The sequence below is a fragment of the Stenotrophomonas cyclobalanopsidis genome, from assembly GCF_008710035.1.
In the GTDB taxonomy this organism is placed as follows: Bacteria; Pseudomonadota; Gammaproteobacteria; order Xanthomonadales; family Xanthomonadaceae; genus Stenotrophomonas; species Stenotrophomonas cyclobalanopsidis.
Window position 1 is genome coordinate 32,215 of sequence record NZ_VYKI01000009.1, and the last position, 7,695, is coordinate 39,909.

7 protein-coding genes are annotated in these 7,695 nt (G+C 67.3%); 1 reads left to right on the plus strand and 6 read right to left on the minus strand.

Features of this window, described 5'->3' with window-relative positions; translation table 11 throughout:
* Positions 1-90: 90 nt before the first annotated feature.
* From FJU31_RS08980 to rluD, 3 genes are read right to left on the minus strand one after another with little or no spacing between them, the layout of a single operon-like run.
* Complete coding sequence (locus tag FJU31_RS08980; RefSeq protein ID WP_150454452.1) at positions 91-552, minus strand: thiol-disulfide oxidoreductase DCC family protein; 462 nt, start codon at positions 550-552, stop codon at positions 91-93.
* A complete protein-coding gene (gene pgeF / locus FJU31_RS08985) occupies positions 549-1,316 on the minus strand; it encodes a peptidoglycan editing factor PgeF (protein ID WP_150454453.1) in 768 nt (255 codons plus the stop codon). Before pgeF ends, FJU31_RS08980 begins: the two co-directional genes overlap by 4 nt.
* A complete protein-coding gene (gene rluD, locus FJU31_RS08990) occupies positions 1,316-2,305 on the minus strand; it encodes a 23S rRNA pseudouridine(1911/1915/1917) synthase RluD (protein ID WP_150454454.1) in 990 nt (329 codons plus the stop codon). The genes pgeF and rluD overlap by 1 nt, the downstream gene beginning before the upstream one ends.
* Before the next feature lie 113 nt (positions 2,306-2,418).
* On the opposite strand from rluD, the gene FJU31_RS08995 reads away from it, so the two are divergent.
* Complete coding sequence (locus FJU31_RS08995) at positions 2,419-3,303, plus strand: outer membrane protein assembly factor BamD (RefSeq protein ID WP_108769767.1); 885 nt, start codon at positions 2,419-2,421, stop codon at positions 3,301-3,303.
* 128 nt (positions 3,304-3,431) lie between these two features.
* On the opposite strand, the gene FJU31_RS09000 is transcribed toward FJU31_RS08995, so the two are convergent.
* The 3 genes from FJU31_RS09000 to sucC form a co-directional block, all read right to left on the minus strand.
* Complete coding sequence (locus FJU31_RS09000; protein ID WP_150454455.1) at positions 3,432-5,066, minus strand: NAD+ synthase; 1,635 nt, start codon at positions 5,064-5,066, stop codon at positions 3,432-3,434.
* 222 nt (positions 5,067-5,288) lie between these two features.
* Positions 5,289-6,164: a succinate--CoA ligase subunit alpha gene (gene sucD, locus FJU31_RS09005; RefSeq protein ID WP_108760494.1), complete on the minus strand. Its 876-nt coding sequence runs from the start codon at positions 6,162-6,164 to the stop codon at positions 5,289-5,291.
* Positions 6,165-6,185: 21 nt separating this feature from the next.
* Complete coding sequence (sucC, locus tag FJU31_RS09010; RefSeq protein ID WP_079222939.1) at positions 6,186-7,355, minus strand: ADP-forming succinate--CoA ligase subunit beta; 1,170 nt, start codon at positions 7,353-7,355, stop codon at positions 6,186-6,188.
* Between the last annotated feature and the right edge of the window lie 340 nt (positions 7,356-7,695).

Genomic DNA, 7,695 nt, shown 5'->3' on the forward strand with positions numbered 1-7,695 from the left:
ACGCCTTTCACGGTTAACGCCCCCGCGGGGGGGGGCCCGGGCCCCCCTTGCCCCGTGCACGTCGTAGCGCCGGGCCACGCCCGGCGGCGGTCAATCGAGGAAGCGCGTGGCCTGTTCCGGGCTGGGCAGGTAGCAGGTGTCGTGGCGGCCGAACCAGCGGTAACGGTTGCGCGCCAGCGCGCGGTAGGCCACGTCGCGCCAGGCGCGCGGCAGCAGGCGCAGAACGCCTGCCACGCGCCACAGGCCACCCAGCCCCGTCAGCACGCGCAGGATTGCGTCGGTATCGGTCCACGCGCCGTGTGCGTCCACCAGCAGGAACGACAGTGGGTCATTCGGGTCCAGGCCGTGGGCGCGCAGCAAGGCACTGCCCTGCGCGCCCTGCATCGCCGCGAAGCGGTAGCGCCCCTGCCGGTCGAACCGCAGCAGGAAGCGCACCCAGCGGCTGCACAGCGCACAGACGCCGTCGAAGACGATCACCGCCGTCTGGCTGGGGTCGGATCCCTTTTCGCCAGAAAAGGGCTCTGCCCCCTCAGGACCGCCAGCCGGCTTCATTCCATCCACACCAGGGTCGCCATGCGCCCGGTACGGCGGTCGCGACGATGCGAGTACAGATCCGGGTCGGCCATGGTCGAAACCGTGCCGCCATGGATGTTGAGCGGGTCCAGCCCTGCCGCCTGCAGCCGCTGCCGGGCCAGGGCGAACAGGTCCACTTTCCAGTGCCCTTCGCGGGTGGCCACGAAGGCTTCTTCCGCGCCCGGGTCATGGCCGACGAAGGCGTGGTAGACCTCTTCGCCGATCTCATAGTCCTGCGGGCCAGCCGCTGGGCCCAGCCAGGCGCGCAGCTGCGCCGCCGGCGTGTTCATGGCGGCCACGGTGTCTTCCAGCATGCCGTCGGCCAGGCCACGCCAGCCCGCATGCGCCGCACCGATCTCGCGGCCGTCGGCGGCGGCGAACACCACCGGCAGGCAGTCGGCGGTGAGGATGGCCAGCACCACGCCCGGCACCGAGGTCACCGCAGCATCGGCCACCGGCTCGCTGGCGCCGGCCACCGGGGCTGCGTCGAAACGCAGCACGGTGGTGCCATGCACCTGGCGCAGCCAGTGCGGCGCCGACGGCAGGGCCAGGCCCTGCAGCAGCAGCTGCCGGTTGTGCTCGACGTTGGCCGGGGTATCACCATCGGCCGCGTGCCGGTTGCCCAGGTTGAACTGCGCGAACGGCGCCGGCGAGATGCCCGCGCCATGCCGACGCGTGGTCAGCGCGCGGACGCCCGCAGGCGCCGGCCAGTCGGCCTGCAGCAGCGGCAGCGCGGCATCCATCACCAGCGGTCCCGCTCGCGCTCTGCGAAGGCCGCGCTGTCTTCGCGCAGCACCTTCATCAGGTGCAGCATGTCGGCCGGCACCGGTGCGGTGTTGCGCACCTGCTCGCCGGTGATCGGGTGCACGAACTCCAGGGTCTCGGCGTGCAGGGCCTGGCGCTTGAAGCCGCGCAGGGCGGCAACCAGCTCGTCGCTGGCACCCTTGGGCAGCTTCAGCGCGCCGCCGTACAGCGGGTCACCCACGATCGGGTGGCGGATGTGCGCCATGTGCACGCGGATCTGGTGGGTGCGGCCGGTTTCCAGGCGGCACTCCAGCGCGGTGTGCGCACGGAAGCGCTCACGCAGGCGGTAATGGGTGATCGCTTCCTTGCCGTCCTCGCGCACGCCCATCTTCAGGCGGTCGCGCGGGTGGCGGTCGATCGGGGCATCGGCGGTACCGCCGGCCACCAGGGCGCCCATCACGATGGCCAGGTACTGGCGGTGCACGTCACGTGCGGCCAGCTGCTCGACCAGCGCGGTCTGCGCTTCCAGGGTGCGCGCCACGACCATGACGCCGCTGGTGTCCTTGTCCAGGCGGTGCACGATGCCCGCGCGCGGCAGCACCGCCACCGACGGGTCGCGGTACAGCAGGGCGTTGACCAGGGTGCCGCTGTGGTTGCCGGCGCCCGGGTGGACCACCAGGCCGACCGGCTTGTTGATCACCAGCAGGTGCTCATCCTCGTACAGCACGTCCAGCGGGATGTCTTCCGGCTGTGCGTCGGTCTGGGTTTCCATCACCACGGTCAGGGTGACGACTTCACCACCGCGCAGCGGATCGCGCGGGCGGGCCTGGGCGCCGTCCAGCAGCACATCGCCGGATTTGATCCATTCAGTCAGGCGCGAGCGCGAGTATTCGGGGAACAGCTCGGCCACGACCGCGTCGAAACGACGGCCGGCGGAGGTGTCGGGGACGATGGCCTGGCGGGCCGATTCGGAGGATTGTTCAGACATGGCAGGGGGGTATCTTCGAAATTTTGGGGTCCGGTCGACCGGTTTCAGTCGCTGGACAGGACACTAGGCTATCATCGACCCTTCGTATTCCAGACGCGTCCCGCCTTGACCCCATGATCCGACGCTCCTCCATGCTCTCTGCGCCCGTCCGCCTCACCGCCCTGCTGCTGGTGCTGGTCATCGCCGCCACTGGTTGCCATCGCGGCGCCAAGGGTGATCGCCCCGATGAAGGAACGCCGGTCGAACAACTGTACGACAAGAGCCACACGCTGATGCAGGGTGGCAACTGGAGTGGCGCCGAAGCCAGCTTCCGCCGCCTGGTGGCCCAGTACCCGTACGGCCCGTACACCGAGCAGGCGATGATCGAAACCGCCTACGCCCAGTACAAGGCCGGCAAGCACGATGACGCCGTGTCGAGCATCGACCGCTTCATCCGTACCTACCCGACCCACCGCAACATCGCGTACCTGTACTACCTGCGCGGTCTGGCCAACTCCAACCGCAATACGGTTTTCCTGCGTCGCGTATGGTCCCTGGACCCGAGCCGCCGCGATCTGTCCACGCCGCACCAGGCGTATTCGGACTTCAACATCGTGGTCGACCGCTACCCGAACAGCCGCTACGCCGCCGATGCGCGCCAGCGCATGATCGAGCTGCGTGACGTGTTCGCCCAGCACGAGCTGGACAACGCCCTGTACTACCTGCGTCGCGGCGCCTATGTCTCGGCCGCCGGCCGCGCCAACTACCTGCTGGAAACCTACCCGCAGAGCGCGTTCCAGTACGACGCCGTGGCGGTGCTGGGCGAGTCCTACACCCACCTTGGCAACAAGACCCTGGCCGACGACGCCCGTCGCGTGCTGACGCTGAACCAGCCGCAGCACCCGTGGCTGGAAGGCAATTGGCCGAAGTACCCGTGGATGATCCGCAAGCTGAACCCGTTTGCCGGCGAGAAGTCGGCCAGCACCGGCCAGCGCAACGCGCGGCTGGAAAAGAAGTAAAGAAGAGGGCCCCGCAAGGGGCCCTTTCCTTTTGTAGAGTCGAGCCATGCTCGACTGCTTCTGGCTTCAAGCCGAGCATGGGCTCGGCTCTACAACAGAGCCACGCCATGCGTGGAGGCCCGCTTACCTCACCCCTTGTAACCGTTGCTGATCGGGTACCGGCGCTCGCGGCCGAACGCCCGGCGCGAAACCTTCGGGCCCGGCGCGGCCTGGTGCCGCTTCCACTCGCTGATGCGCACCAAGCGCAGCACGCGGTCGACCACGGCCGCGTCGTAGCCGGCGGCCACGATCTCCGTGCGCGACTGCTCCTGGTCCACGTAGCGGTACAGGATGCCGTCCAGCACGTCGTAGGCCGGCAGCGAATCCTGGTCCAGCTGGTTGTCGCGCAGTTCGGCCGACGGCGGGCGGCTGATCACCGCCGGCGGGATCACCGGCGCGCCGCCCACGGTGTTGCGCCACTTGGACAGCCCGAACACCTCCGTCTTGTACAGGTCCTTCAGCGGCGCGTAGCCACCGCACATGTCGCCGTAGATGGTGGCGTAGCCCACCGCGTACTCGCTCTTGTTGCCGGTGGTCAGCAGCAGGCCGCCGAATTTGTTGGCCAGCGCCATCAGGATCACGCCACGGCTGCGCGACTGCAGGTTCTCTTCGGTCACGTCCGGCGTGGTGCCTTCGAACATCGGCCCCAGCGCTTCCATCAGGCCCTTGAAGGCCGGCTCGATCGAGACCGCTTCCAGCTTCACGCCCAGCGCCTCGCACTGCTCGGCGGCCAGGTCGTTGGACATGCCGGCGGTATAGCGCGACGGCAGGCGCACGGCGGTGACGTTCTCCGCACCGAGCGCGTCGACGGCCAGGGCCAGCACCAGCGCCGAATCGATGCCGCCGGACAGGCCCAGCCACACCTTCTTGAAGCCGTTCTTGCGGCAGTAGTCCTGGATGCCGCGGGTCACCGCACGCCAGGCCAGCGCGTCCATGCTCTCGTCGCCATCGTCCATCCACACGTGCGGCAGGAAGCGGCGGGTTTCGCCGTCATAGTCCACCACCAGCCACTGGTCGACGAAGGCCGCCGCCGCCGGGTGTACGGTGCCGTCGCCATCGGCAACCACCGAGGCGCCGTCGAACACCAGCGCATCCTGGCCACCGACCACGTTGAGGTAGGCAATCGCCGCCCCGCTCTCGCGCGTGCGCGCGGCCAGCACGGCATCGCGCTGGGCATGCTTGCCGCGCTCGTACGGCGAGGCGTTGGGCACCACCACCAGCTGCGCACCCTCGCGCACGGTGTCGGCCAGCGGCTCGGCGAACCACAGGTCCTCGCAGATCAGCAGGCCGACCGGCACGCCGTTGACCTCGAACACGCAGCTGCCGCCGTCCGGGTCCACGTCGAAGTAGCGGCGCTCGTCGAACACGGCGTAGTTGGGCAGCTCGCGCTTGCGGTAGGTGCGCTCGACCAGGCCGTCACGCAGCACGCTGGCAGCGTTGTAGACCACCGCACCGGCGGCCTGCGGCCAGCCGACCACGGCGGTGATGCCACGGCAGGCGGCGGCGATGCGGCCCAGCGCTTGTTCGCACTCGTACAGGAAGCCCGGACGCAGCAGCAGGTCTTCCGGCGGGTAGCCGCTCACTGCCAGCTCGGGGAACATCACCAGCTCGGCGCCGTACTCCTCGCGCGCCTGGCCGATCATCTCGATGATGCGCTCGGTGTTGCCGGCGACATCGCCGACGGGAAAGTCGAACTGCGCCATCGCGATGCGGATCGAAGCCATGGGAATCCAGCCTGTGGTTGCAATGGCCCATTGTAACGCCGCGCCGTGCGCCCGCCGGGCGTGGCCCGGCGCTACCGGGCGGACGTTTCTGGTAGCGCCGGGCCGTGCCCGGCGGATGCCCAGACGCAGAAAAGCCGCCCGGAGGCGGCTTTTCTGTTGATGCAGGTAGAGCAGTCGACTAACAGTCGACGCTACCGAATCGTCTGCCCGAGGCAGTCGATCTTATTTCACCAGCTTGGCGATGGCAGCGCCCAGGTCGCCCGGCGAGCGGACGGTGACGACACCGGCAGCTTCCATGGCGGCGAACTTGCCTTCGGCAGTGCCCTTGCCGCCCGAGGCGATCGCACCGGCGTGGCCCATGCGCTTGCCGGCCGGAGCCGACGCACCGGCGATGAAACCGACGACCGGCTTCTTCACGTGGTTCTTGATGTACTCGGCACCGGCTTCCTCAGCGTCACCGCCGATTTCGCCGACCATGATGATGCCTTCGGTCTGCGGATCTTCGTTGAACAGCTTCAGGCAGTCGACGAAGTTCAGGCCGTTGATCGGGTCACCACCGATGCCGATGCAGGTGGACTGGCCCAGGCCGACTTCGGTGGTCTGCTTGACCGCTTCATAGGTCAGGGTGCCCGAACGCGACACGATGCCGATCTTGCCCGGCTTGTGGATGTGGCCCGGCATGATGCCGATCTTGCACTCACCCGGGGTGATGACGCCCGGGCAGTTCGGCCCGATCAGCACGGTGTCCGGGTGGGCACGGGTCAGCACGTTCTTGACGCGCAGCATGTCCAGCACCGGGATGCCTTCGGTGATGCAGACGATGACCGAGATGCCGGCAGCAGCGGCTTCCAGGATCGCGTCAGCCGCGTACGGCGGCGGCACGTAGATGACCGACGCGTTGGCGCCGGTGCTCTGCACGGCGTCGGCCACGGTGTTGAAGACCGGCAGGTCGATATGGGTGGTGCCGCCCTTGCCCGGGGTCACGCCGCCGACGACCTGGGTGCCGTACTCGATCATCTGAGTGGCGTGGAAGGTGCCCTGCTGGCCGGTGAAGCCCTGCACGATCACCTTGGTGTTCTTGTTGATCAAAACAGACATTGGAATTCCTTGGTGTCGGTATCAGGCAGCGTTCTTGACAGCTTCAACGATCTTCTTGGCGCCATCGTTGATGTTGTCAGCCGGGATGATGGCCATGCCGCTGTCACGCAGCAGCTGCTTGCCTTCTTCCACGTTGGTGCCTTCCAGGCGGACCACGACCGGAACCTTGACGCCCACTTCCTTCACGGCGGCGATGATGCCTTCGGCAATCATGTCGCAGCGGACGATGCCGCCGAAGATGTTGACGAAGATGCCTTCGACCTTGTCCGAGGACAGGATCAGCTTGAAGGCTTCGATGACGCGCTGCTTGTTGGCACCGCCGCCCACGTCCAGGAAGTTCGCCGGCTCGCCGCCGTTGAGCTTGATGACGTCCATGGTGGCCATGGCCAGGCCAGCGCCGTTGACCATGCAGCCGATGTTGCCGTCCATGGTGACGTAGTTGATGTCCAGCTCCGAAGCGATCACTTCGGTCGGATCTTCCTGGGTCTTGTCGCGCATGGCGACCAGCGCCTTCTGGCGGAACGCGGCGTTGTCGTCGCTGTCGAACTTGCCGTCCAGCGCGTACAGGTTGCCGTCGTCCAGGATGGCCAGCGGGTTGATTTCAACCAGGGCCAGGTCCTTTTCGTTGAACAGGCGGTACAGGTTCACCATGATGCTGGCGAACTGGCCGGCCTGCTTGGCGGTCAGGCCCAGCTTGAAGCCGAAATCACGGCCGTGGTAACCCTGCACGCCTTCGACGAAGTCGACGTTCAGCGAGTGGATCAGCTCCGGGGTTTCAGCAGCGACCTGCTCGATCTCCACGCCGCCTTCCGAAGAAGCGATGTAGGTGATGGTCTTGGTGCCACGGTCAACCAGCACCGACAGGTACAGTTCCTTGACGATCTCGCCGGCGGTGGTCACCAGCACCAGGTTGACCGGCAGTTCAACGCCTGCGGTCTGGTAGGTGGCCATCTTGGTGCCGAGCATCTTGGCCGCAGCGGCCTTCACGTCGTCAGTGGTCTTGCAGAACTTGACGCCGCCAGCCTTGCCGCGGCCGCCAGCGTGGATCTGCGCCTTGACCATCCAGGGGCCCTGGCCCAGGGAGTTGGCAGCTTCGACTGCTTCGTCCGGGGTCGCCGCGACCTTGCCGGCCGGGACCGGGATGCCGTACTCGGCAAGCAGCTGTTTTGACTGGTATTCGTGGAAATTCATGCGTCACCGTGGGAATAGGAACGACCGCACGCAATTCCTCAGGGGCCCCGGCGGGGCGCCGGCATGGACCGCGGCGGGCCCACTATTGTGGCCGAGCCAGCGCCGGGGCGCAAAGAACCAGGGAAAAACGGCCAGACCCGGCCAGATTTCCACCGCCATTCAGGCAGTTGCGCCGCGCCGGCGGGGTGGCCCCGTGGGCCCGGTCCGGTCCGGTTGCGCAGGAAATCGCTTCCACAGCCCTATACTTGGAGGACGGTAGAGTCGAGCTTGCTCGACTGATGTCTGGAGCAGTCGAGCAAGCTCGACACTACGGAAAAAACACTGGGGCAAACAAGAAACA

Excerpts from the sequence above, each read along its gene's own strand:
- FJU31_RS08980 (WP_150454452.1), bottom strand. The coding sequence starts at position 552 with ATGAAGCCGGCTGGCGGTCCTGAGGGGGCAGAGCCCTTTTCTGGCGAA.
- pgeF (WP_150454453.1), bottom strand. The coding sequence starts at position 1,316 with ATGGATGCCGCGCTGCCGCTGCTGCAGGCCGACTGGCCGGCGCCTGCG.
- rluD (WP_150454454.1), bottom strand. The coding sequence starts at position 2,305 with ATGTCTGAACAATCCTCCGAATCGGCCCGCCAGGCCATCGTCCCCGAC.
- FJU31_RS08995 (WP_108769767.1), top strand. The coding sequence starts at position 2,419 with ATGATCCGACGCTCCTCCATGCTCTCTGCGCCCGTCCGCCTCACCGCC.
- FJU31_RS09000 (WP_150454455.1), bottom strand. The coding sequence starts at position 5,066 with ATGGCTTCGATCCGCATCGCGATGGCGCAGTTCGACTTTCCCGTCGGC.
- sucD (WP_108760494.1), bottom strand. The coding sequence starts at position 6,164 with ATGTCTGTTTTGATCAACAAGAACACCAAGGTGATCGTGCAGGGCTTC.
- sucC (WP_079222939.1), bottom strand. The coding sequence starts at position 7,355 with ATGAATTTCCACGAATACCAGTCAAAACAGCTGCTTGCCGAGTACGGC.